Origin of the sequence: Pigmentiphaga sp. H8, assembly GCF_003854895.1 — a bacterium.
GTDB lineage: Bacteria > Pseudomonadota > Gammaproteobacteria > Burkholderiales > Burkholderiaceae_B > Pigmentiphaga.
Genome location: NZ_CP033966.1, coordinates 2,382,161 through 2,405,213, shown reverse-complemented (window position 1 = coordinate 2,405,213; position 23,053 = coordinate 2,382,161). Strand labels below are relative to the sequence as shown.

Here is a 23,053-nt window from a genome sequence, read left to right as displayed (position 1 = left end):
GCTCACTCCAGCGTCACCTTGGCATCCTTGATGATGCCGCCCCACATGTCGAAGTCATTGCGCATGCGCTTCTTCAGATCGTCCACCGACGTGTCCATGGGCGCAAGCCCCAGATCGATCAACGTGCTGCGCACGTCCGGCTTCTTCAGGATCTTGTTCACTTCGCTGTTGATCGACGCCACCACGGCGGGCGGGGTCTGCGCCGGAGCCATCAGGATGAACCAGCTCGACAGTTCCTCGTCGGGCAGTCCCGATTCCTTCAGGGTCGGCAGCGCCGGCGTGCTCGGGAAGCGGTTGCGTGCCCCCACCATCAGCAGGCGCACCTTGCCGGCATCCACCATGGGGCGCAGCGGCGGGATGTTGTCGAAACTGAAATCGACGTCGCCCTGGGCCAATGCCACCGATGCCGGGCCGCTGCCCTTGTAGGGTGAATGCACGGCCTTGATGCCGAGCTGCTTGATCAGCCATTCGGAAGCCAGGTGCAGCGTGCTGCCGGGGCCCGCCGAGCCAAAAGTCACGCCTTTCTCGGTGGCGGCCTTGGCCTTGATCTCGGTGATGAAATCCTTGACGTTGGTCGCCTTGATGCCGGGTCCCACGGCCAGGAACGGCGGCACGTCGACGATGCCCACCACCGGCACCAGCTCTTTCATGGCGTCGTAATCGAGCTTGGGATACAGGTGGGCGTTGTTGACGACCGAGGTGGTCGCCAGCAACAGCGTATAGCCATCGGGCGCGGACCGGATCACGTTGCGGGTCGCGATCTGGGTGCTGGCGCCGGGCTGGTTCTCGATCACCACGGCCTGGCCGTAGGCTTCCTGCAGCTTCTTGCCGATCAGCCGCGCCGTCACGTCGCTGCCGCCGCCGGCGGCGAAGGGCACGATGATCCTGATGGAACGGCTGGGATAGGAATCCGCCGCCGTGGCGGAGGCCGCACAAGCCACGGCGGCGCACGCAAGCACGGCACCGGTGGCGCGTCGTGCGAAAAGCGATGAACTCAACGACATCTTCATGTTCGATACCTTGAGCGAAAAGAGAGGAAAAGAAGCATGGGCGGCACGCGAGGTCCGCGCGCCGCCAGCCTGCCTAGCGGGTCGCCACGACCTCGATCTCCAGCATCATCCCGGCGATCGCCAGGGGTGCCTCGATCGTGGTGCGGGCGGGGAACTTGCCTTCCTGGAAATAGCTGCGATAGATCTCGTTCATCTCGTTGAAGCGGCTGATGTCGGTCAGGATCACGTTGGCCTTCACCACCTTGTCGAGCGAGCTGTCGCATTCGGCCAGGATCTGCTTGAGATTCTTCATCACCTGGTGCATCTGCTCGGAGAAGGTCGGCGCCAGCTCGCGGTTGGCGTCGAAGGGGGTCGTGCCCGAGACGAAGACGAAGTCGCCGGCGACGACCGCGTGCGAGAGCGGCGCCTTGGGTTTGGCGACGGCATCGGACATGAAAATCTTGCTTGTGGACATGAGGGGCCTCGATAATGACTGGCGGGAAACGCTCGAACCGCCGGCTGCTGTGCCACCTTGGCGTCAGCCTTGCCGGGCGCCAAAAAATTATCGATAGATCCCTCCACCCCAACAAGACGAAGGGCACGCACACTATGTTCTCGGATCGAGAACACCTGTATGGGGAACATCCATGAACCAGGCTGATCTGGCCAGCTTCTATGAAGTCGCGGTATGCAAGGGCATACGCCGCGCATCCGAACGGCTCGACACCGCCCCATCGGCCCTGAGCAAGCACATCAAGCGCCTGGAGAGCGAACTGGGCATCAAGCTGCTGGACCGCTCCAGCCGCGGCGTGGTCCTGACGCCCGCCGGAGAAGTCTGCCTGCACTACGCCGAGGAAGTGTTGCACGGCGAGCGGCGCATGCTGGCCGAACTCGAGGCATTGAAAGGCCTGCGCAATGGCCACGTGAAGCTGTATTCCACCGAAGGCCAGATCGAGTTCGTCACGCAGACCGTGGCCGGTTTCCAGCAACGCTATCCAGGCGTGACCTTCGAGATCGTGGTGGCGGGCACGGAAACCACCCTGGCCGCGGTCAGCTGCGGCGACGCCGACCTGGGCCTGGCTTTCACGCCCACGCCGCACGACGCCATCGAATGCGCCCTGCGCATTTCCGCGCCGCTGGAAGCGGTGATGGCGCCCACGCACGAACTGGCGCGCCGCAAATCGATATCGCTGCGCGAGATGCTGAATCACCGCACGGCGCTGCCGGCCTCGGACTTCGGCATACGCCGGCTGATCGATTCCATCTGCGCCGGCGAACGCCTGCGGGTGGCGCCCGCGATGGTGACCAACTCCATCGCAGCGATGAGGAACTACGCGCGCAACCAGGGCGGCATCACCATCCTGTCGCACATGTCCATCCACCATGAACTGGATGCGGGCGACCTGGTCAGCATCCCGCTGTCGCATCCCATCCTGGGCAAGACCTGCGTGGACGTGTGCGTGCTGGGCCGCCGGCGCCTGCCGCAGGCGGTCAGCGCCTATCTCCAGCACATGCGCAAGCACGTGCGCACGCTGTACGGCCAGGACACCGGCAGGCGCTGAAGGCCGGCCTCAGGCGCCAGCGGCTCCGGCCGCTTCCAGCATCCGCTCCAGCGGCTCGATGCCGCGCGCCAGGGCCGCCACCGTTTCGGCATCGACCGCGGGCAGGCGCGGGATCTCGGCCAGCACGCGGACCTTGCCGAACTGTTCGATGCCGAGCCGGTTGCCCGCCGAGGGTTCGCCGCTCATCACCACGCCCGCCACCGGGATGCCCCGCGCGCGCAACGCCTCCAGCGACAACAGCGTGTGATTGAGCGTGCCCAGCGCGCTGCGCGCCACCAGCACCACCGGCAGCCCCAGGTGTGCGATTAGGTCGATCATGGTCGCCCGGTCGTCGATGGGAACCAGCAGTCCGCCGGCGCCCTCCACCACCAGCGGCGCGCGCGTGGCGGGAAGCGCGATGTCGGCCGCGCTCAGCGCCGCGCCTTCCTCGCGCGCGGCCGCCCAGGGCGACAAGGGCGCCTGCAGCACCGCGTGGGGCGCATGGATGCGCTCGGGCGCAAGGCCGGCCAGCCTCGCCACCGTGCCGGTGTCGTCGGGCTCGGTCGCCACGCCGGTCTGCAAGGGCTTCCAATAGTCGGCCTGCCAGGCGCGCGCCAGCACCGCCGACACCAGCGTCTTGCCGATGCCGGTGTCGGTGCCGGTCACGAACACGCCGCGCGGCGCCTCGCCCTTGCTCCAGGTGCCGTAGGCCAGATGGTAGGTCACGCTTGCCCCCTGTGTATCGAAACTGTGCAGTATCCGCTTGAATAGGGCGGGCGGCAGCGGCCGGCGCCCCGGCGCGGGCGCATCCGCACCTATTGCCTTGAGCCCGCGCAGGAACGTCATGCCGTCGCGATGCGGCAGCACCCGCCGCTCGGCCTGCATCAGGCGGCGCAGGCCGGGCAGCGCGGCGCCGATGTCCGCGGGCCGGGGGTAGTCGCGAACCGCGGCGCGCACGCCATGGTCCGCGTGCACCGCCCGCCACTCGGCGAAGGTGCCCTCGGCCAGCGTCGCCACGGCCATCCAGCCGCCTTCGGCGAGCAATCCGCCCAGCCGCGCCAGGCCGGCATCCAGGTCGCCGAACCATTGCACGGCCATGCTGGAACAGATCAGGTCGAACTCGCCCAGTTCCGCGTCGGGGTGCTCGCCGTCCACGGCCAGGAAACGGCAGGTGCCGGGCAGCGACAAGCGGCGCCGCGCGGTCTCCAGCATGGCGGGCGAGATGTCGGTCAGCGTCCAGCATGCCGGTCCCAGCCGGCGTGACAGCGCCTCGGCCAGGAATCCCGTGCCGCAGCCTATCTCCAGGATGCGCGGGCGCTCCGGCAGCGGCAGGCGGGCGATGCGCGCGGCCAGTGCCTCGGCCACCTCGCGCTGCAAGCCCGCGTGCCGTTCGTAGCGTCCCGCCGCATCGCCGAAACGGCGGGCCACGGCCCGCCCATGGATCCGCCCCGTCATGCCGGATCCGGGGCGCCGGCCAGTTCGCGCACGAACGCGCGTATCTGACTGGCGCACCACGCGGGATGCGTCAGGGGCAGCAGGTGGCCGCCTCCGGCGCACCAGACGGCCTCGCCGCCGAACGAGGCGGCCGTGAGCGCCGGCGTGACGACCGGATCGGCATCGCCGGCCAGGATGCGGACCGGCACGCGCCTGGCGGCCCAGGCCGCGCGTGCATCGCCCGCGCGCAATTGGCGCAGTCCGGCGGCCAGGACGGCTTCGTCCAGCGTGCCCGCGTCGATGGGATCGGCGGCGCCGCAGCGTCGGCGGAACTCGCCCACCACGGCGGCGGGATCGGCCGCCAGGCGGGTCAGCATGCGGTCCAGCACCCGAGCGGCCACCCCCGTGGGGAAATCGCCGGCGGCCGAGAAGCGCGCGAAGCCATTGATCAGGACGAGGCCGCGGCAACCCGCGCCCGCGTCTTCCAGGCTCCGCATGGCGCCCAGCGAATGGCCGACCGCCACGTAGGCGGCGGGGCGTTCGGCCGCGACGGTGCGGCCGAAGTAGCCGGCATCGTCGGCGTGGATGTCCCAGCCATCCAGATGGGCGCGCATGGGCGCCCAGGTCGAGGCGTCGAAGCCCCAGCCATGCAGGCACACCAGCGGCAGGCGCGCGCCATCGGTCATGGCCGGCCTTCGTCCGCGTTCATGGCCTGCGCGCGCAGTTCGGCGATGGTCCGGGCCAGGCGGGCCACGTCCGCTTCGTCGTGCGCGGCGCTGAGCGCAATCCGCAGCCGGCTCGTGCCCATGGGCACCGTGGGCGGACGGATCGCCACCGCCAGCAGGCCCCGCGCGCGCAGTCCGTCGCTCAGGGCCAGCGCCGCGCCCGCCTCGCCCACGATGGCGGGCACGATCTGCGTCGACGAGGCGCCCGTCTCCACGCCCTGGTCCGCCAGCGCCCGCCGCAGTCCGTCGCCCAGCCCCGCCAGCCGCCGCCGCTCGTCGTCCATGCCGGGCACGAGATCGAGCGCGGCGTCGATGGCGGCCAGCACCGGCGGCGGCAAGGCGGTGGTGTAGATGAATCCCGAGCAGGTATTCACGAGGTAGTCGCACAATTGCCGCGACCCCGCCACGTAGGCCCCGAAGCCGCCCAGGGCCTTGCTGAAGGTGCCCATGGCCAGGTCCACCCTGCCCTCGCCCAGGCTGGCCAGCCCGGCGCCGCGCGGCCCCAGCACGCCGGTCGCGTGGGCCTCGTCCAGGTAGACGAAGGCGCCGTGGCGCTCGGCCACCCGGCACAGCGCGGCCACGTCGGTGCGGTCGCCATCCATGCTGAACACGCTTTCCGTTACGACGAAACGCGGCCCCGGCTGGCCGGCGCGCTCGGCCAGCAGTGCATCCAGGTGATCGAGATCGTTGTGCCGGAAACGTATCTGCCGCACGCCGGCGGCCTGGCAGCCATGATGCAGGCTGGCATGGTTCAGCCGGTCGCTGAACACCAGCGGGTCGCCCTGGCCCGGTACGCGCAGCAAGGCCGGCAGCACGGCGGCGTTGGCCTGCCAGCCCGAGGCGAACAACAGCGCCGCCTCGGTCCCCTTGAAGCGGGCGAGCTTGGCTTCGACGGCCTGGTGCAGATCGAGATTGCCCGACACCAGGCGCGAGGCGCGCGCGCCGGCGCCGTGGCGCGCGGTCCACTCGGCCACGCGTTCGGCCAGCACGGGATGCCTGGCCAGGCCCAGATAGTCGTTGCTGGAGAAATCGACGACGTCGCGGCCTTCGAACGTCACATGCCCGCCGCGCGCCGCGGCGGCGGTGCGCAAGCGGCGCCGCGTCTGGCGCTGCGCGGCGCGGTCGAGCTCTTGGGAAAACAGGGAATCGAATATAGACATGGCCCGGCGATGCGCCCGGCGGCGCCCGCACCGTAGAATGCGTGTCATTGTAGAGGAACGACCGGTCCGGCCTGGCGCCGCGGCCGGCGCAGGACGATCATGCACACACCCCCGCCCGCCTGGGTCGCCGACGGCGCCCGCCACGTCTGGCTGCCCTATGCGCAGATGAAAACCGCCGCGCCGCCGCTGCCGGTGGTGCGCACCCACGGCAGCCGCATCGAACTGGCCGACGGCCGCAGCCTGGTGGACGGCGTGGCCTCGTGGTGGACGGCCTGCCATGGCTACAACCATCCCGCCATCGCCCAGGCCGTGCGCGACCAGCTCGATGCGATGCCGCACGTGATGTTCGGCGGGCTGACGCACGAGCCCGCCGCGCGGCTGGCGCAGCGCCTGTGCGCGCTGCTGGGGCCTGGCTTCGATCGCGTGTTCTACACCGACTCGGGCTCCGTGGCGGTCGAGGTGGCGATGAAGATGGCCGTACAGTTCTGGCTCAACCAGGGCGAGCGCCAACGCTCGCGCTTCCTGGCCTTCCGCGGCGGCTACCACGGCGACACCTTCGGCACGATGGCGGTCTGCGATCCGGAAGACGGCATGCACAGCCTGTTCCGCGGCCTCCTGACCCGGCACGTGATCGCGCCGCTGCCACGCGACGACGCCTCGGAAGCCGAGCTGGACGCGTTGCTCCGCCGGCACGCCCACGAACTCGCCGGCATCCTGGTCGAACCGCTGGTCCAGGGCGCCGGCGGCATGCTGATGCACCCGCCCGAGGTGCTGGCCCGCCTGCGCGCGCTGGCGGACCGCCACGGCCTGCTGCTGATCTACGACGAGATCTTCACCGGTTTCGGCCGCACCGGCACGATGTTCGCGTTCGAACAGGCCGATGCCCGGCCCGACATCGTCACGCTGTCCAAGGCGCTGACCGGCGGCACCCTGCCGCTTGCCGCCACCGTGGCCAGCCAGCGCGTGTTCGACGGCTTCTGGTCCGACGATCCGGGCCATGCCCTGATGCACGGCCCCACCTTCATGGGCAACGCCCTGGCCTGCGCCGCCGCCAACGCCTCGCTGGATCTGTTCGCAAGCGAGCCGCGCCTGAAGCAGGTCGCGGCCCTGTCCCGCGCGATGGAAGCCGGCCTGGCTCCCTGCCGCGAGCTGCCGTGGGTGCGCGACGTGCGCGTGCTGGGCGCCATCGCCGCGATCGAATTGAACGGACCGTTCGACCGCGACGCGCTGCGGGCCAGGCTGGTCGACGCCGGCGTCTGGGTGCGGCCCTTCGGCAACATCGTCTACCTGACACCGGCCTTCACCATCGGCCAGGACGACCTGGATCTTCTGATCGCCGCGGTGGTGGGCGTCGTGCGGACCATGCGCCCCACCGCCGCCTGAATCAGGCCAGCGAAACCAGCTTCGTCACCAGGCAGGCCTCGAGCCCCTCGATGCCATTCTCGGCGCCATGGCCGCTTTCCTTGACTCCCAGGAACGGTGCATCGGGAACCGAGATCAAGAAGGAATTGATGGCCAGCATGCCGGCCTCGACCTCCTGGGATACCCGCCTGACCACGTCCGTCGAACGGGTAAACGCATAGGCCGCCAGGCCGAACGGCAGCCGGTTGGCCCGTGCGATCACCTCGTCCGTGGACGTGAAGGTGTTCAACAGCGCCAGAGGGCCGAACGGTTCTTCGTTCATCACTCGGGCAGACTCCGGCACGTCGGCCAGCACCGTCGGCTCGAAGAAATAGCCGTCCGCCTCGATGGCCTTGCCGCCGCTGACGAGGCGGCCGCCGCCGTCCAGCGCGTTCTCGATCAGGCCTTCCAGGGGAGCCCGGCGCCGGTCGTGCGCCAGCGGGCCCATGCGGGTCCCTTCGGCCAGCCCGTCGCCCACCGGAATGGCTCGCACCCGCTGCCGAAAACCGCTGACGAAGCGCTCATGGATGCTTTCATGGATGTAGAAGCGCGTGGGACTCACGCACACCTGGCCGGCATTGCGATACTTCGAGGCGACGGCCAGGTCCAGTGCCTGCTCGACGTCGGCATCGCCGAACACGAGCACCGGCGCATGCCCGCCCAGCTCCATGGTGGTCCGCTTCCCGGAGGCCGCGGCGAGTTTCATCAGATGCTGCCCGACGGGAATGGATCCGGTGAAGGACACCTTCCGTATGACCGGCGACGCCAGAAGATGCTCGGAAACCGCCGCCGGCACGCCGAACACGACGGACAGGACCCCGCGCGGCAGGCCGGCCTCCAGCAGTGCCCTGGCCACTTCCAGCGCCGCCGCGGGCGCCTCTTCCGCAGGCTTCAGGATGCAGGGGCACCCGGCCGCCAGCGCCGAACCTATCTTGCGGGCCGCGTTGACCGTCGGAAAATTCCAGGGTGCGAATGCCGCGACGGGCCCGACCGGCTCTTTGACCACCATGAACTGGGTCTTGCCCAGCCCCGATGGCAGGATCCGTCCATACGCGCGGCGCCCCTCTTCCGCGAACCAGTCGAGCGTCTCCGCGGCCAACGCCGCTTCCTGGCGAGACTCGGCAATGGGCTTGCCCACCTCCAGGGTGATCAGCCGGGCTATTCGCTCGAGGCTGCCGCGCATCAGGTCGGCGGCCCGGCGCAAGATCCGCCCCCGATCGACCGGCGCCACCCGCCGCCATGCCATGAAGCTCCTTTGCGCGGCTTCAAGCGCATCGTCCAGATCCTGCCGGCTTGCCAGCGGAAGCAGGCCCAGCGCACCGCCTGTCGCGGGGTTCACGACCGGCATGGCTTCCCGGCCATCGAGCCCTCGGGGATCGCCCCCGATCAGCAGTTCCGGCTGCCGGTATGTATCGGTATTTCCCAGTTCCAAGATTCCATCCTCAAAGATTTCCCGACGGTCGGTCCAGACACGCGGCCGCGCCTACTGGTCCAGCGTCAGGTTGTTTTCCTTCACGATCTTCGCGTAGGCCTCGGACTCCTTGCGGATCAGCGCCGAGACTTCCTGAAGCTTGATCAGCAGCGGCATGTAGCCGAACTGGATCATCTTCGACGGCACGTCCGCCTGGCCGTAGATGGCGGCCACATCCCTGTTGACCTGATCGACCAGCGTCCTGGGCGTGCCCGCCGGCGCGAACAGCCCCACCCATCCCGACACCTGGAAACCTGCCGGCCCGCCGCTTTCGCCGACCAGCGGCACGTCCGGATACCCGGCAAGACGCTCGGTGCCCGCCCAGCCGATGAACTTGAGCTTGCCCGCCTGCTGCAACGGACCGGCGCTGCCCGGCGTCCCGAATGCCCAGTCGACGTCGCCATTGGCAACGGAGGCATACAACTGACCCACGTCCTTGAACGGGACATGCGTCATATGGGTGCCCGAGGCGGTCTCCAGTGCCGCGCCGGCCAGATGCGCCACGCTTCCGATCTGCCACGAGCCGTACGTCACCCTGCCGGGAGCCGCCTTCGCGGCGGCCAGCAGATCGCCGGCGCTGTTCCATTTCGATTGCGACGACACGGCGATGAAGAAGTTGCTGTGATGCAGGGGGATCACCGGCACGAAATCCTTCTGGGCGTCGTAGGGCATCTTCTTGTAAAGATGCGGCACCGCGGTGAAGTTCAGGCCATCCGCATGGAAGAGCGTATAGCCGTCGGCAGGCGAGCGCATGACGTCGGCGGCCGCGATGAAACCCGTGCCCCCGGGCTTGTTCTCGACGACGACGGCCTGGCCCCACGCCTTGGACAGGCGATCGGCCACGATGCGCAACATCGCGTCGGCTCCCGATCCGGTGGAAAACGCCGACACGATGCGGACCGGCTTGGCGGGATATTTCGGCGCCTGGCCAAAGGCCGGCGTGTTCGCCAGCATGAATGCCGCGGCAGCGGCCGTGATTGTCTTTTTCATGGTCTCGACTCCTGGTTTCTGATGGTTCTTGTGATCAGACGAAGATGGCTCCGCCATCGACGACGAGCGTCTGGCCCGTCATGAATGCCGCATCGGGTCCCAGCAGGAACGAGGCCGCGCCGACCAGGTCCTCCGGCATCTGGTCCCGCTTCAACGCCCGCGCGCTCTTGCCCACGTCGCGGAACTGATCGACGTGCTCCTTGTTCGTCAGGATGCCGTCCGACAGCGTGAATCCCGGGGCGATCGCATTGACCGTGATCCCCGCCGGCCCCAGTTCCCTGGCCAGGCTGCGCGTGAGCGCGATCACCGCGCCCTTGCTGGCCACGTAGTGAGGCATCCCGGTCACCCCTTTCAAAGGCGAGGTGGACGCGATGTTCACCACACGCCCACCGCCGCCCTCCCGCATGGCTGGCGAACACGCCTTGATGCCCAGGAACGGACCGGCGGTGTTGACTGCCATGACCTGCATCCAGTCTTTCTTGGAAATCTGCGTGAACGGCTGCATGGGCAGGCTCGCGAACATCGCCGCGTTGTTGACCAGTCCGTAGAGCGCATGTCCTTTCGCGGACAGGTCTTCGACGATGCGCATCCAATCCGCCTCTTCCGTCACGTCGCCGGAATAGCCGGTCGCGCTCAGTCCCTCGCGTGCGATCGACGCCGCGGCCTGCTCGGCGCCCGTGCTGTCGAGAATGGCGACGTCGAACCCGTCGGCCGCGAAACGCCGTGCGAACGCCAGCCCTATGCCTCTGGCCGCTCCTGTAACGATGATGCTCTTCACTGCTTGCGCTCCTGGCTCCTCGTTTACGATGCGCGCAGTATGCGTAAGGCAGAGCGGCACTGAATATTGCTTTTTCCGGTGGGCGCCATTAAGTTTCGGCATGACCATCCACATCCGCCCTCTCGATGCCTTTCTTGCGGTTGCCCAGTACGGCACGCTGGGGCGCGCAGCCCAGAAACTCAACATCACCCAGCCTGCCCTGAGCCGGACCATACGCAAGCTGGAAGAGCAGATCGGCATGCCGCTGTTCGAGCGCTACCTGACCGGCATGAAGCTGACCGCCGCGGGCGAGACCCTGCTGCCCCGCGCAGCGTTGATCCAGAAAGAAGCCGAGGCCGCCACCGAAGAAATCGACGAACTGCGCGGCCTGGCGCGCGGTACGATCCGCGTCGGTGCGATCGCCAGCGCGGTCGGACAAATCCTGCCCCAAGCCATCGCCCAGGTACTGGAACAATGGCCCAGGCTGCAGGTGCATATCGTCGAAGGAATCGCCGACGTGCTCGTCGATGCGCTCGTCAACCGGGAGGTCGACCTTACCGTCGGCGCTTCCATGCCCGCCAGCCCCGACATCTGCGCGATCCCGGATTGCCATTGGGAAGACGCGAGCTACATCGTCGCCGCGCCGTCCCATCCCCTCCGCGCCAACAGCGTCATCACCCTGGCGGACACCCTGGACTACAAGTGGGTGCTATCGCCCGAAGGGACCGCCCCCTACGAGGACTTGTCCAAGGAATTCGCCAAGGCCGGATTGCCCATGCCGGAGGTGATCGTCAAGACCCGCTCGAACATCACGAACAAGAGCCTGATCTCGCACGGCGGCTTCCTCGGATGGCTGGCTGAACCGCTGTACGAGCCGGAACGGCAGGCAGGCTGGATAGACCGGCTACCGGTGGCCGGCGTGGTCAAGCGCCGCCAATTGCAGGTCTACCGGCGAAGCCACGGGCTCTTGCCCCAGCCCGCGGTGAAGCTTCTGGACGTCCTGCGCCAGCTCACGTCTCGGCGGTGATGCGGCGAAGTCCCGCTTCTTCCTTCAGTCTGTCTTTTTGTTCTAAAATATAAATGATTATCATTACTATTTGTATAGTTATTTTTATTCAAAAATCCTTGTCCGGAGCGCCTCATGACCCATGCCCTGCCCCCGCTGCCCTACGCGTACGACGCCCTGGAACCCCACATCGACGCGCAGACCATGGAGATCCACTACACCAGGCACCACCAGACCTACGTCAACAACCTGAACGCCGCGCTGGAGAACTCGCCGCTGAAGGAACTGCCCGTGGAAGCACTGGTGGCCGGCGTCGACCAGGCGCCGCAAGCCCTGCGCACGACCATTCGCAACAACGGCGGCGGACACGCCAACCACTCGCTGTTCTGGACCGTGATGTCGCCCCGGGGCGGCGGCGCGCCGCACGGCCAGGTGGCGCGCGCGATCCAGTCCGACCTGGGCGGTTTCGAAGCCTTCAAGCAGGCGTTCACACAAGCCGCGCTGACGCGCTTCGGCAGCGGCTGGGCATGGCTGAGCCTGACGCCCCAGGGCAAGCTGGCCGTGGAAAGCACGGGCAACCAGGACAGCCCGCTCATGGCTGGTAACACGCCGATACTGGGTCTGGACGTGTGGGAGCATGCATACTACTTGCGCTACCAGAACCGGCGTCCCGAATACATCGCCGCCTTCTACAACGTGGTGAACTGGGATGAAGTCGAACGGCGCTACCAACAGGCCCAAAGCTGAGGCCCCCATGACGACGGCCAACCGAACCGCCTCCCCGGGCCAGGTGCTGCGCAAGACCGTGGGCGTCGCCATCGTGCTGCTGGGCCTGGCCGTGCTCGGTCGGCAGCTCTGGATACGGATGGCCACCGACCCGGTGGTGCTGGATGCCCTGATAGGCGGCATGATGGCCGCCGGCGCGACAGCGCTGGGGGCCGTGCCCGTGCTGTTCTCCCAACGCCTGTCCGATCGCGTGCAGGACAGCCTGTTCGGATTCGGCGCAGGCGTCATGCTGGCGGCCAGTGCCTTTTCGCTGGTGGTACCGGGCATCGAAGCAGCGAAGCTGCAGGGCGCCGGCCCCTGGGGCGCGGGCATGCTGATGGGCGCGGCCATCCTGCTGGGCGCCGCCCTGCTGCTGGCGATGGAGCGCTACCTGCCCCACGAGCACTTCATCAAGGGCGTGGAAGGCAAGCACACGATCCTGGCCGTGCGCCGCACGTGGATGTTCGTGTTCGCCATCGCCCTGCACAACCTGCCCGAGGGCCTGGCCATAGGCGTGGCCTTCGCCGGCACCGATCCGCTGCGCGCCTCGGCGCTCACCACCGGCATTTCCATCCAGGACGTACCCGAAGGACTGGTCGTGGCCGTCGCGCTGCTGGGCATCGGCTACAGCAAGGGCTTCGCGTTCGTGCTGGGTGCGCTGACGGGACTGGTCGAGCCGATCGCCGCCGTCATCGGCGCCTCGGTCATCTCCTACTCCGCGATGCTGTTGCCCTGGGGACTGGGGTTCGCGGCCGGGGCGATGCTGTTCGTGATCAGCCACGAGATCATCCCCGAATCGCACCGCAAGGGACACGAGGTCTATGCCACCTGCGGCCTGATGGTGGGCTTCGTCATCATGATGCTGCTGGACACGGCGCTGGGCTGACGGCTGGGGCGCCGCCCGGCGCCGCCGGCGTCAATCGTCGTCGTCCAGCCCCAGGTCCTGGATCTTGCGCGTGATGGTGTTGCGTCCGATGCCCAGCTTCAGCGCCGCCTCGATCCGGCGGCCCCGGGTGGCGCGCAGCGCGGTCGAGATCAGCATGCTTTCGAACTGGCGGGTCAGGGTCTGCATGATGTCGGGCTCGCCCCGCTGCAGGCGTTGTTCGACGTCGCTCTGCAGGCCGCCCAGCCACGGATTCGGGCGATCGGCCACGACCACGCCGCCGGCGGTGTGCGCCACCTCCGCGCTCGGCCCGGCCAGCACGCCGCGATCCGGCGTCAGCGCCTGCATTGTCGCGGCGAAGGCACCCGGCGCCAGCGCTTTATCGCCCTCGGCCGGCATCTTCTCCAGGAGTTCGGGCGGCAGGTCCTGCACGTCCACCGTCTGCGCCGGCGCCATCACGGTCAGCCAATGGCAGACGTTCTCGAGCTGCCGCACGTTGCCGGGAAACGGAAAGCGCGACAGGGCCGCCAGCGCGGCGGGCGTGAAGCGCTTGGGTTCCACGCCCAGGTCGCGCGCGCTGCGCGCCAGGAAATGGCGGGCCAGCAGCGGGATGTCCTCGGCCCGCTCGCGCAGCGGCGGCAGGCGCAGGCGGATCACATTGAGCCGATGGAACAGGTCCTCGCGGAACAGGCCCTGCTTGACGCGTTCTTCCAGCGGTTGGTGCGTGGCCGCGATGACGCGCACGTTGGCGTGCACCGGGTTGTGCCCGCCCACGCGATAGAAGCTGCCGTCCGACAGCACCCGCAACAGGCGCGTCTGCAATTCGGCGGGCATGTCGCCGATCTCGTCCAGGAACAGCGTGCCGCCGTCGGCCTGCTCGAAGCGGCCGCGGCGCATGCTTTGCGCGCCGGTGAAGGCGCCGCGCTCGTGGCCGAACAGCTCGGACTCCAGCAGGTCGCGCGGAATCGCGGCGGTATTGATCGCCACGAAGGGGCCGGAGGCCCGGGCACTATGCCGATGCAGTGCGCGCGCCACTAGTTCCTTGCCGCTGCCCGATTCGCCGGTGATCATGACCGTGACCTGCGACTGCGACAGGCGGCCGATGGCGCGGAACACTTCCTGCATGGCCGGCGCCTGCCCCAGGATCTCGGGCGTGCCGACCAGCGTCTCGTCGGCCGAGGCCTCCTCGCGCAGGCTTTCCTCGACGGCGCGGCGGATCAGTTCGGTCGCGGTGTCCACGTCGAAGGGCTTGGGCAGGTACTCGAAGGCGCCCCCCTGGAAGGCCGATACCGCGCTCTCCAGGTCGGAATACGCCGTCATGACGATGACGGGCAGCGCCGGAAAACGCCGCTTGACCGCCTGCAACAGTTCGATGCCGCCGGCCCCGGGCATCCGGATGTCGGTCACCAGCACCTGGGGCACGTCGTCGTTCAGGGCGTCCAGGGCCTCGCGCGCGGTGCCGAAGCTGCGGCTGGGCAGGTTCTCGCGGGCCAAGGCTTTTTCGAGCACCCAGCGGATCGAACGGTCATCATCTACGATCCAGATCGGTTTCATCGCTGCCTTCCTAGGTACGCTCGGGAAAAAAAATCCATCCAATTCTTCGATCAAGGTAAGGGCAACAGCAGGCGGAAATCGGTCAGGCCGGGCCGGCTGTCGCATTCGATCACACCCTCGTGCTGCTGCACGAAAGTCTGAGCCAGGGTCAATCCCAGTCCGCTGCCGCCCTCACGTCCCGACACCAGCGGATGGAAGATCCGGTCCAGCAATTCAGGGGGAATCCCCGGGCCGTTGTCCATCACATGCAATTCCAATGCCAGCCTGAAACGCTGCTTGGCCAAGGTGACCTGGCGCGCCACACGGGTGCGCAGCGTGATCTCGGCATCGCCGGCCGCGATGCGTGGCGACAAGGCCTCGGCGGCGTTGCGCACGACGTTCAGGACGGCCTGGATCAACTGCGCCTTGTCGCCCCGGAACTCGGGAATCGCCGCGTCGTAGTCGCGCACGATGCGCAGCCCGTTCGGATACTCGGCCAGCACCAGCGACCGCACGCGCTCGCAGACCTCGTGGATGTTGACGTCGCCGACGATGCGCGGCGCGCGATGCGGCACCAGCAGGCGGTCCACCAGGGTCTGGAGACGGTCCGCCTCCTGGATGATGACCTGGGTGTATTCGATCAGCGCGGGATCGGACAACTCGGCCTCCAGCAATTGCGCCGCGCCGCGCAGCCCGCCCAGCGGATTCTTGATCTCGTGCGCGAGGTTGCGCAACAGTTCGCGATTGGCCTGCGCCTGTTCCAGCAGGCGTTCCTCGCGGTCCACCTTCAGCTGCTGCTCGATCTCGCGCAGTTCGATCAGCGCCGGCCACGGCTGGCCGTCCAGCGCGACCACGGTTACCGATACCTGCGTCGGCTCGCGCCCCAGGCGATCGATCTCCAGTATCTGCCGCTTGTCCGCGAACAGGTGCTGGCGGGCCTCCTCCAGCGACTGGCGCAACTGCTCGCCATCGCGGAACAGGTCGCCGGCCTTGACCGCGTACAACTGCCGCACCGAGACCTCGAACAAATCCTCGGCCGGGGCGTTGGCATAGCGGATCAGGCCGTCGTCGTCGATGACGAGGATGGCGCTGGACAGCAGTTCGAACGCGGCGAAGGCGTCGACCGGATAGGAGGAAGGATCGGGAAGCAAATGAGTCATGTCCAATGAAAACGGGGCGTTCGAACGCCCCGTTTTTCCTTGCTGACGACTGATCAGGTCCTGATCAGAGGCCGTAGTACATGTCGAACTCGACGGGGTGGGTCGTGACGCGGAAACGCGTGACTTCTTCCATCTTCAGCGCGATGTAGGCATCGATCATGGCGTTGCTGAACACACCGCCGCGGGTCAGGAACTCGCGGTCCTTGTCCAGGGCTTCCAGCGCCTGCTCGAGCGAGGCACACACGGTCGGGATCTTCGCGTCTTCCTCGGGCGGCAGGTCGTACAGGTTCTTGTCGGCCGGATCGCCAGGATGGATCTTGTTCATCACGCCGTCCAGGCCGGCCATCATCAGGGCCGAGAACGACAGGTACGGGTTGGCCAGCGGATCCGGGAAGCGCGTCTCGATGCGGCGGCCCTTCGGGTTGGCCACGTACGGGATGCGGATCGAGGCCGAGCGGTTGCGGGCCGAGTAGGCCAGCTTGACCGGGGCTTCGAAGTGCGGAACCAGGCGCTTGTACGAGTTCGTGCCGGGGTTGGTGATGGCGTTCAGCGCGCGGGCGTGCTTGATGATGCCGCCGATGTAGTACAGCGCGAACTCGGACAGGCCGGCGTAGCCGTTGCCCGCGAACAGGTTCTGGCCGTCCTTCCAGATCGACTGGTGGACGTGCATGCCGGAACCGTTGTCGCCGACGACGGGCTTGGGCATGAAGGTGGCGGTCTTGCCGTAGGCGGCGGCCACGTTCCAGATCGTGTACTTCATGATCTGGTTCCAGTCGGCGCGCTGCACCAGGGTCGAGAACTTGGTGCCGATTTCCAGTTGGCCGGGGCCCGCCACTTCGTGGTGGTGCACTTCGACCGGCACGCCCTGCTGCTCCAGCAGCAGGCACATTTCCGAACGCAGGTCCTGGAAGGAATCGGTGGGCGGAACGGGGAAATAGCCGCCCTTGACCGAGGGACGATGGGCCAGGTTGCCGCCGTCGTAGTCGATGCCGGTGGACCACGAGGCCTCTTCCGACTTGATCTTGACGAAGCAGCCGGACATGTCGACGTTCCAGGTCACGCCGTCGAACACGAAGAATTCGGGCTCGGGACCGAAGTAGGCGGTGTCGCCCAGGCCCGAGGACTTCAGGTAGGCTTCGGCGCGCTTGGCCAGCGAGCGGGGGTCGCGGTCATAGCCCTTCATGTCGGAAGGCTCGACCACGTCGCAGGTCAGGATCAGGGTCGATTCCTCGCGGAACGGATCCATGCGGGCGGTCGAGGGCTCGGGAATCAGCAGCATGTCCGAGGCTTCGATGCCCTTCCAGCCGGCAATCGAGGAGCCGTCGAAAGCATGGCCCGTTTCGAACTTGTCATCGTCCACGGTATGGGACGGCACCGTCACGTGCTGTTCCTTGCCACGCGTATCGGTGAAACGGTAGTCAACGAACTTGACCTCGTTGTCCGCAATCATCTTGAGGACGTCTTTGGGCGTTGCCATTAGGGCTCCTGATAGTCTCGTAACCGCCTCCGGCTCCCGGAGGCTCAAGCGTTCTCGATAATGCATACAGCGCGACCGGAAGCGATCTGGGCTGAACGGTTGCGCATCAAGTTAAGCAGTTTCCGTGCCAGCATCGGCCGGGGCCGCTTGCCGGCCCGCTTGCGCAGGACGGCGCGGCATTCTCGCACATCGGCGAGCCGGGGAAGATGTCAGGCCTCGCACCACCATGAAGCATACCCGGCCGGGGCATTCCCTATATTGGTGCAAAAGGGGAAACCAGGCTTATTTTGCACCATAAAAGTGCATTCGTGCCGCGTGATGGCGCGGCCCGCACGGTTACGGGCAACGGTCCGCCTTTTCGCCCGTTCAAAGAAACAGGCTTTGCAGGTCGTTCAGGAAGCGCCGACCCAGCGCCGTCGCGCGGATGCGGGTCGGATCCTCGTCCAGCAGGCCCCGCTCCACGGCGCGGGCAAGCGGCCGGGCGATGGTGGCCAGGTTCAGGCCGGTCCGTTCGGCGAAGCTGGCCGCCGGCACGCCATCGGCCAGCCGCAGCGCGTTCAGCATGAATTCGAAGGGCAGTTCGTCGGGCCCCACCAGCCGCGATTCCGCCAGGTGCGTCGCGCCATCCGCCGGGTCCAGCAGCGCATCCATCCAGGACTGGGGATTGCGCACGCGCGCCTCGCGCAGGATGCGGTCGTGGAAGGACAACTTGCCGTGGGCACCCGGGCCGATGCCGAGGTAGTCGCCGAACTCCCAGTAGTTCAGGTTGTGGCGGCAGCGGGCACCGAGCCGGGCATAGGCCGATATCTCGTAGTGGTCGTATCCCGCCTCGGCCAGCCGCGCCTCGATCCGGTCCTGCATCTCGAAGGCCGTATCGTCGTCGGGCAGTTGCGGCGGATACTTGGCGAAGACCGTGTTCGGTTCCAGCGTCAGGTGGTACAGGGACAGGTGTTCCGTCCCGAAGGACAGCGCGGTCTCGACATCGTCCAGACAGCCGTCCAGGGTCTGCCCCGGCAGCGCGAACATCAGGTCCAGATTGACCCGCTCGACGTGGCGCTGCGCGATGGCGATCGCCTCGCGCGCCGCCCGGCCGTCGTGGATGCGGCCCAGCGCGCGCAGGCGGTCGTCGTCGAAGCTCTGTATGCCCAGCGAAATGCGGTTGACCCCGCTGGCCGCGAAATCGGCGAAGCGCCCGGCCTCGACCGTGCCGGGGTTGGCTTCCATCGTGATCTCGGCGTCGGGCAGGAGCGGCAGCCGCGAGCGCAGCAGCGCCAGCAAGGAATCCATCGTGGCGGCCGACAACAGGCTCGGCGTTCCGCCGCCGATGAAGACCGACACCACCTTGCGGCCCCACACCTGCGGCAGGCTCTGATCGAGATCGGCGGTCAGCGCCTGCAGGTAGCGATACTCCGGCAGCTCATCGGGCGCCGCGTGCGAATTGAAATCGCAATACGGGCACTTGCGCACGCACCAGGGCACGTGCACGTACACCGACAGGGGCGGCAGGCTGGTCAGCAGGCTGGGGCCGGGCGCGAACGGCATGGCCGCGCGCGCCGCGGGCGCCCCCTGCCCCGCCGGCCGGATCGCGATGGACCGGGCCATCAGAACGTATCCAGCTTGCCCATCAGCACCGCCAGCGCCTGGGCGCGGTGACTGACGCGGTTCTTCTCGTCGGCGGACAGCTCGGCCGCCGTGCGGCCCAGGCCGGGCAGCAGGAAATGCGGGTCGTAGCCGAAACCGCCGGCGCCGCGCGGCTGCTCGATGATCTCGCCCCACCACAGCCCTTCGCCGATCAAGGGCTGGGGATCGTTGGCCGAACGCACCAGCACCAGCGCGGCGTAGTAATAGGCCCGGCGGTCCTGCGCGCCGCGCAGGCGCTCGACCACCAGCGCGTTGTTGGCGGCATCGGACTTCTCGCCGCCGTTGCGCGCCGCGTAGCGCGCCGAATAAACGCCGGGCTCGCCGCCCAGCGCCGTCACGCACACGCCGGAATCATCGGCCAGCGCGGGCAGGCCGGTCAGCTGGCTGGCATGCCTGGCCTTGGCCAGCGCGTTCTCGATGAACGTGACATGGGGTTCTTCCGCCTCCGGCACGCCCAGGCTGCCCTGGGGCACCAGCTCGAAGCCGCGCGGCGCCAGCAGCGACGAGAACTCGCGCAGCTTGCCCGCGTTGTTGGAAGCCAGGACCAGTTTTCTTGCCATCGTTCGCTCCGCTCCCACAGGCATCAACGGCCCGGATACGGCTGCGCCAGCGCCTCGCGCTGCAGGCGCACGAGATCGGCGATGCCGGCCTCGGCCAGCCCCAGCAGCGCATCCATTTCCTGGCGCGAGAACGGCACGCCCTCGGCCGTGCCCTGGACTTCCACATAGGCGCCGCTGCCCGTCATCACGACGTTCATGTCGGTCTCGCACTGCGAATCCTCGGCGTAGTCCAGGTCCAGCACCGGCTGCCCTTGATAGATGCCCACCGATACCGCCGCCACGTGGTCGCGGATGGGCGAAGCGGCCAGGGCGCCGCGCGCCATCAGCAGCGCGATCGCATCGCTGGCCGCGACGAAGGCCCCGGTGATGCTGGCCGTGCGCGTGCCGCCGTCGGCCTGGATCACGTCGCAATCCAGGTGCAGCGTGCGCTCGCCCAGCTTCTCCAGGTCGAACACCGCGCGCAGGCTGCGGCCGATCAGGCGCTGGATTTCCTGCGTGCGGCCGGTCTGCTTGCCCTTGGCCGCCTCGCGGCCGCCGCGCGTATGCGTGGCCCGCGGCAGCATGCCGTATTCGGCCGTGACCCAGCCCTGCCCCATGCCCTTCAGGAACGGCGGCACCTTGTCCTCGACGCTGGCGGTACAGATCACCTGCGTGTCGCCGAAGCTCACCAGCACCGACCCTTCGGCATAGCGGGTATAGCCGCGTTGCAGGGAAACAGGACGCAGCGAGGCGAGGCCGCGGCCGGACGGCCGGGCGAATGCGGAAGGGGCAATGCTCATGAAAAAAGACTCCAGATCGGCGGGCGGACCGGCGCGCCGGCGCCCAGGACGCATGGGCCGCGCCGCGGCGGCCGGATGCGGACATTGTACGGGCAAGGCCCCACGAACCCTTCCGTGCGATTTATCATGCTGATTCATGCCGACAAACGCACCGGCCCTGTCGCCGTGCTCGTCGGCCTTGCCCACGTCCTGACAGGCCTTCGCCATGATCCGTAGCATGACCGCCTTCGGCGCCGCGCGCGCCGACACCGACCACGGTTCGGTGTCCATCGAACTGCGCAGCGTCAACAGCCGCTTCCTCGATCTCCATTTCCGCATGCCGGACGAACTGCGCGCGCTGGAATCGCCGCTGCGCGAGATGCTGACCAAGGGCGTGGCGCGCGGCAAGATCGAGGTGCGCGCCTCCATCCAGCGCCGCCTCAGCACCGACCCCGAATCCATCAACGTCGCCGCCCTGGAACAGGCCGCCACGCTGTTCCGCAAAGTCCAGGCCGTGCTCCCGGACGTCCAGCCGCCGCGCCTGTCCGAACTCTTGTCCTGGCCCGGCGTGCAGGCGGCCGAGGAATCGGAGGACACCTGGCGCGAAGCCGCCCTGCGCGCCGCCGGCGAGGCGCTGACCCAGATGCAGGAAGCGCGCGACCGCGAAGGCGAACGCCTGGCCGCCATGATCGCCGACCGCGCCGACTCGGTCGCCGCCATCGTGGGCGAGGTCGAACAGCGCATGCCCCAGCTCGTGCACGAATACCGCGAACGGCTCGCGCGCAAGCTGCGCGACACCGTCGAGGCCGCCTTCCCGGGCGGCTTCCAGAACATCCGCGGCGAGGAACTGTCCGAACGCCTGGCCCATGAAGCCACCCTGTTCGGCCTGCGCATCGACGTGGCCGAGGAACTCTCGCGCCTGCATTCGCACCTGGCCGAGCTCAAGCAGCTGATCGGCAAGGGCGGCGCGGGCAAGAAGGCCGACAAGGGCAGCGCCGGCAAGCGGCTGGACTTCCTGTTCCAGGAAATGAACCGCGAGGCCAACACGCTGGGATCCAAGGCGGGCGGGCTGGAAGTGACGCGGGCGGCGATGGACCTGAAGCTGCTGATCGAGCAGATGCGGGAACAGGCGCAGAATATCGAGTAACGCGCCAGAAAGATGACATCAGACCTGGCTCTGTGCCTTTCCATCGGAGCAAATGCCTTGCTCGACCGACCCCACACCCAGCCCGGGCGCGCTGACCCCGCCGCCCGCACCGCGCTGCTCGCTTCCTTCTCCGCGCATCCGGACGCCTTCGACGCGCGCCTCTTCGCCCGCCTGCTGGCCGCCCGCGAAGTCCGGCACGAGCTGCCCCTGCTGGGGCTGTCTCAGGAAGCGCTACGGGAGCTGTACGCCCGCTGGTTTCCAGGCGCGCTCCTTCCCTCGCTGCCGGCGCAACCAGAGGCCGGCACCACGTTCACGGCCAACCTGCGCACCCACATGCTGGCCTGGCGCAACCCCGCGCTTCCCGCCGCCGACGTCACCTGTCTGGCGACGATCATCGCCCATGCCTGTCTGCGGCCCGATCACCTATGGCGCGACCTGGGGCTGGCCGGGCGCGACGACGTCACGCGCGCGCTGCATCGCTACTTCCCCGGGCTGCCCGAGCGCAACACGGGCGACATGCGCTGGAAGAAATTCCTGGCGTACGACCTGGCGGTCACGCGTGGGGAAACGCCGCAGCCCGCACCGGGCTGCCACGGCTGCGAGGAATACGGGCGCTGCTTCCCGAAGCGCCTGCGCTAGGGCCGATCGACGTGCCCGAGGTCGCGGCCCGGGTCCAGCCGGTCGCGCACGCGCTGCTTGAGTACCTTCGCATCCGGGAAGCCGCCATCGGTCTTCCGGTCCCAGATCAGCTCGCTGTCGTAGCGGATCTGGAAGACCCCGCCCGTACCCGGCACCAGCGCGACCTGCCCCAGGTCCGTGCCGAACGTGGACAGCAGTTCCTGCGCCATCCAGGCCGCGCGCAGCAGCCACAGGCACTGCGTGCAATAAGTAATCGAAATGGCGGGTCCGTTCATGGCAAGGCCTCCATCAGGCGGGCGGCAGCAGCGCGTCCAGCCGGGCTTTCAGCAGCCGGGGGAAATGCGGCCGCCAGCGGGCATTGGCAGGCGAAGGATGCGGCAAGGGATGCAGGCGCAAGATCCGTTCGCTGCCTTGCGCACGCAGGGGTACGGCAACGCTGGACTCGTACTTGTCCTCGCGCCGCCAGAATTCGCGCACGGCGGCCAGTTCGTCGCCCACCAGACCGATGCTGAACCATTCGAAGGCTTCGTTGCCCAGGGTGATGACATCGCCGCCGCGCCACTGCGCCGACAGGATGTGCTGGATCAACGGCTGGAAACGCTGCCGTACCGCGGGCGACCACGCCTTGTTGTGCAAGGGCTTGTAGGGCACGGTGCTGATCCAGAAGAAACCCGCGCCGACGCGCAGTCCTTCGTCGAATGAATACGGCACGTCCGGCGCCAGGTGGCGGTGCAGTTCGGCGCGCAGCAACTGGCCGGAGCTGCCCACGAAGGGTTGCCCGTGCCGGACTTCGTCCGCGCCTGGGTCGCGGCCGAAGAAACACAATGGCGCCCGGGCGGGCCCCAGACCTAGAATAGGCAGGAGCGGATCGCGGCCGGCGGCGGCATAGGCCTCGCCGTCGATGCGATCCAGGCCGGCGGCCAGGCGGCGGAAGGCGGCAAGTTGTTCGGCGTCCAGGGGCATGGCGGGGCGAAACGAAAACCGGAACGGCATTGTAGGGTCGGCCGGTACGATGG

Annotated in this window: 23 protein-coding genes; 7 read left to right on the top strand and 16 right to left on the bottom strand. The window is 68.0% G+C overall.

All coding sequences use genetic code 11. The features are described 5' to 3' along the window. Positions 1-2 precede the first annotated feature (2 nt). Complete coding sequence (locus EGT29_RS11475) at positions 3-1,010, bottom strand: tripartite tricarboxylate transporter substrate binding protein (RefSeq protein ID WP_124689117.1); 1,008 nt, start codon at positions 1,008-1,010, stop codon at positions 3-5. 73 nt (positions 1,011-1,083) lie between these two features. After that, positions 1,084-1,464: a RidA family protein gene (locus tag EGT29_RS11470; protein WP_124689116.1), complete on the bottom strand. Its 381-nt coding sequence runs from the start codon at positions 1,462-1,464 to the stop codon at positions 1,084-1,086. Between the two features lie 172 nt (positions 1,465-1,636). Between EGT29_RS11470 and EGT29_RS11465 the strand changes: the two genes are divergently transcribed. Continuing rightward, complete coding sequence (locus EGT29_RS11465) at positions 1,637-2,551, top strand: LysR family transcriptional regulator (RefSeq protein ID WP_124689115.1); 915 nt, start codon at positions 1,637-1,639, stop codon at positions 2,549-2,551. A gap of 9 nt (positions 2,552-2,560) precedes the next feature. On the opposite strand, the gene bioD is transcribed toward EGT29_RS11465, so the two are convergent. From bioD to EGT29_RS11450, 3 genes are read right to left on the bottom strand one after another with little or no spacing between them, the layout of a single operon-like run. Beyond that, positions 2,561-3,985: a dethiobiotin synthase gene (bioD, locus tag EGT29_RS11460; RefSeq protein ID WP_124689114.1), complete on the bottom strand. Its 1,425-nt coding sequence runs from the start codon at positions 3,983-3,985 to the stop codon at positions 2,561-2,563. Continuing rightward, entirely contained in the window at positions 3,982-4,650 is a 669-nt protein-coding gene (locus EGT29_RS11455) for an alpha/beta fold hydrolase (RefSeq protein ID WP_124689113.1), read from the bottom strand. The genes bioD and EGT29_RS11455 overlap by 4 nt, the downstream gene beginning before the upstream one ends. After that, positions 4,647-5,849: an 8-amino-7-oxononanoate synthase gene (locus tag EGT29_RS11450; RefSeq protein WP_124689112.1), complete on the bottom strand. Its 1,203-nt coding sequence runs from the start codon at positions 5,847-5,849 to the stop codon at positions 4,647-4,649. Before EGT29_RS11450 ends, EGT29_RS11455 begins: the two co-directional genes overlap by 4 nt. Positions 5,850-5,948: 99 nt before the next feature. Between EGT29_RS11450 and EGT29_RS11445 the strand changes: the two genes are divergently transcribed. Then, complete coding sequence (locus tag EGT29_RS11445; protein WP_124689111.1) at positions 5,949-7,232, top strand: adenosylmethionine--8-amino-7-oxononanoate transaminase; 1,284 nt, start codon at positions 5,949-5,951, stop codon at positions 7,230-7,232. A 1-nt stretch (position 7,233) separates the two neighbouring features. Here EGT29_RS11445 and EGT29_RS11440 read toward each other — a convergent pair whose 3' ends face one another. Genes EGT29_RS11440 through EGT29_RS11430 form a run of 3 tightly spaced genes read right to left on the bottom strand, consistent with a single transcriptional unit; the run spans position 7,234 to position 10,489 of the window. Further along, positions 7,234-8,682, bottom strand: a complete 1,449-nt coding sequence (locus tag EGT29_RS11440) for an NAD-dependent succinate-semialdehyde dehydrogenase (protein ID WP_238160373.1) — start codon at positions 8,680-8,682, stop codon at positions 7,234-7,236. 51 nt (positions 8,683-8,733) lie between these two features. Continuing rightward, positions 8,734-9,711 (bottom strand): tripartite tricarboxylate transporter substrate binding protein, encoded by a 978-nt coding sequence (locus tag EGT29_RS11435; RefSeq protein WP_161567789.1) that lies wholly within the window; start codon positions 9,709-9,711, stop codon positions 8,734-8,736. Positions 9,712-9,745: 34 nt separating this feature from the next. After that, positions 9,746-10,489, bottom strand: coding sequence for an SDR family NAD(P)-dependent oxidoreductase (locus EGT29_RS11430; protein WP_238160370.1), 744 nt, complete (start codon positions 10,487-10,489; stop codon positions 9,746-9,748). Between the two features lie 100 nt (positions 10,490-10,589). Between EGT29_RS11430 and EGT29_RS11425 the strand changes: the two genes are divergently transcribed. From EGT29_RS11425 to EGT29_RS11415, 3 genes are all read left to right on the top strand, one after another. Beyond that, complete coding sequence (locus EGT29_RS11425) at positions 10,590-11,495, top strand: LysR family transcriptional regulator (RefSeq protein ID WP_124689109.1); 906 nt, start codon at positions 10,590-10,592, stop codon at positions 11,493-11,495. 114 nt (positions 11,496-11,609) lie between these two features. Next, positions 11,610-12,221, top strand: a complete 612-nt coding sequence (locus tag EGT29_RS11420) for a superoxide dismutase (RefSeq protein ID WP_124689108.1) — start codon at positions 11,610-11,612, stop codon at positions 12,219-12,221. Between the two features lie 7 nt (positions 12,222-12,228). After that, on the top strand, positions 12,229-13,125 hold the full coding sequence (locus EGT29_RS11415) for a ZIP family metal transporter (protein ID WP_124689107.1): 897 nt from the start codon (positions 12,229-12,231) through the stop codon (positions 13,123-13,125). 30 nt (positions 13,126-13,155) lie between these two features. Here the strand turns inward: EGT29_RS11415 and ntrC are convergent, their stop codons facing one another. The 6 genes from ntrC to rph form a co-directional block, all read right to left on the bottom strand. After that, positions 13,156-14,676, bottom strand: coding sequence for a nitrogen regulation protein NR(I) (gene ntrC / locus EGT29_RS11410; RefSeq protein ID WP_124689106.1), 1,521 nt, complete (start codon positions 14,674-14,676; stop codon positions 13,156-13,158). A 50-nt stretch (positions 14,677-14,726) separates the two neighbouring features. Next, a complete protein-coding gene (glnL, locus tag EGT29_RS11405) occupies positions 14,727-15,815 on the bottom strand; it encodes a nitrogen regulation protein NR(II) (RefSeq protein ID WP_124689105.1) in 1,089 nt (362 codons plus the stop codon). A 64-nt stretch (positions 15,816-15,879) separates the two neighbouring features. Beyond that, positions 15,880-17,292, bottom strand: coding sequence for a type I glutamate--ammonia ligase (glnA, locus tag EGT29_RS11400; RefSeq protein WP_124689104.1), 1,413 nt, complete (start codon positions 17,290-17,292; stop codon positions 15,880-15,882). Between the two features lie 366 nt (positions 17,293-17,658). Further along, entirely contained in the window at positions 17,659-18,894 is a 1,236-nt protein-coding gene (gene hemW, locus EGT29_RS11395) for a radical SAM family heme chaperone HemW (RefSeq protein WP_124689103.1), read from the bottom strand. Beyond that, positions 18,894-19,493, bottom strand: a complete 600-nt coding sequence (gene rdgB / locus EGT29_RS11390) for an RdgB/HAM1 family non-canonical purine NTP pyrophosphatase (RefSeq protein ID WP_238160369.1) — start codon at positions 19,491-19,493, stop codon at positions 18,894-18,896. Before rdgB ends, hemW begins: the two co-directional genes overlap by 1 nt. Before the next feature lie 23 nt (positions 19,494-19,516). Then, complete coding sequence (gene rph, locus EGT29_RS11385) at positions 19,517-20,272, bottom strand: ribonuclease PH (RefSeq protein WP_124689101.1); 756 nt, start codon at positions 20,270-20,272, stop codon at positions 19,517-19,519. A 205-nt stretch (positions 20,273-20,477) separates the two neighbouring features. Here rph and EGT29_RS11380 point away from each other — a divergent pair, with 205 nt between their 5' ends. Both EGT29_RS11380 and EGT29_RS11375 read left to right on the top strand, forming a co-directional pair. After that, entirely contained in the window at positions 20,478-21,398 is a 921-nt protein-coding gene (locus EGT29_RS11380) for a YicC/YloC family endoribonuclease (protein ID WP_124689100.1), read from the top strand. Positions 21,399-21,455: 57 nt separating this feature from the next. Then, a complete protein-coding gene (locus EGT29_RS11375) occupies positions 21,456-22,037 on the top strand; it encodes a nitrogen fixation protein NifQ (RefSeq protein WP_238160367.1) in 582 nt (193 codons plus the stop codon). Here EGT29_RS11375 and EGT29_RS11370 read toward each other — a convergent pair. Both EGT29_RS11370 and EGT29_RS11365 read right to left on the bottom strand, forming a co-directional pair. Continuing rightward, positions 22,034-22,312 carry a SelT/SelW/SelH family protein gene (locus EGT29_RS11370; protein WP_124689098.1) on the bottom strand — a complete coding sequence of 93 codons (279 nt, stop codon included), beginning with the start codon at positions 22,310-22,312 and terminating at the stop codon, positions 22,034-22,036. The genes EGT29_RS11375 and EGT29_RS11370 overlap by 4 nt on opposite strands. A 13-nt stretch (positions 22,313-22,325) precedes the next feature. After that, the gene (locus EGT29_RS11365) at positions 22,326-23,000 is read right to left on the bottom strand and encodes a uracil-DNA glycosylase family protein (protein WP_124689097.1); all 675 of its coding nucleotides are present in this window, start codon (positions 22,998-23,000) and stop codon (positions 22,326-22,328) included. Positions 23,001-23,053 lie beyond the last annotated feature (53 nt).